The sequence below is a fragment of the Corallococcus sp. CA041A genome (assembly GCF_003612075.1).
GTDB lineage: Bacteria > Myxococcota > Myxococcia > Myxococcales > Myxococcaceae > Corallococcus > Corallococcus exiguus.
The window spans coordinates 1-395 of sequence record NZ_RAWF01000752.1; the positions used below are offsets into that span (position 1 = coordinate 1).

Here is a 395-nt window from a genome sequence, read left to right on the forward strand (position 1 = left end):
AATGAAGCCAGAACGCCCATGGTGACTCCCACTTGTGCGAGTTGACGAAGATGCGGCATGGAACTCCTCGTGCGAAACATGGACCCGCCGCCATTCTGGCAGCCGGGCCAACCGTTTACCAACGTTTGTTGAACAGGACCGACGCGCCATTGATCGTACCGCCGCGTGCCACCACCGACCACCGCCGCGAAAACTGCCACGTCAGTTTGACGATGGAATCGGCCGTCGACAGGCTTTGCTCATAGCCGACGGTGATGCGCTCCGAGATGACCTTGCCCAGGCTCACCACCTGCGGATCGGTCAGGCCTGCGGCGGACGGCCCGATCGAGAACTCGTCGAGCCCGAAGCGCCGCGCCACGTTCTTGCCTGCTACGTTGCCCAGCAGGCCGAGGGCC

General features: G+C 63.3%; 1 protein-coding gene. It reads right to left on the reverse strand.

Translation table 11 applies throughout. The features are described from left to right. Positions 1-115: 115 nt before the first annotated feature. Positions 116-395 (reverse strand): translocation/assembly module TamB domain-containing protein (locus D7V77_RS42945; RefSeq protein WP_147452407.1); only part of this gene is annotated, 280 nt, incomplete at its 5' end.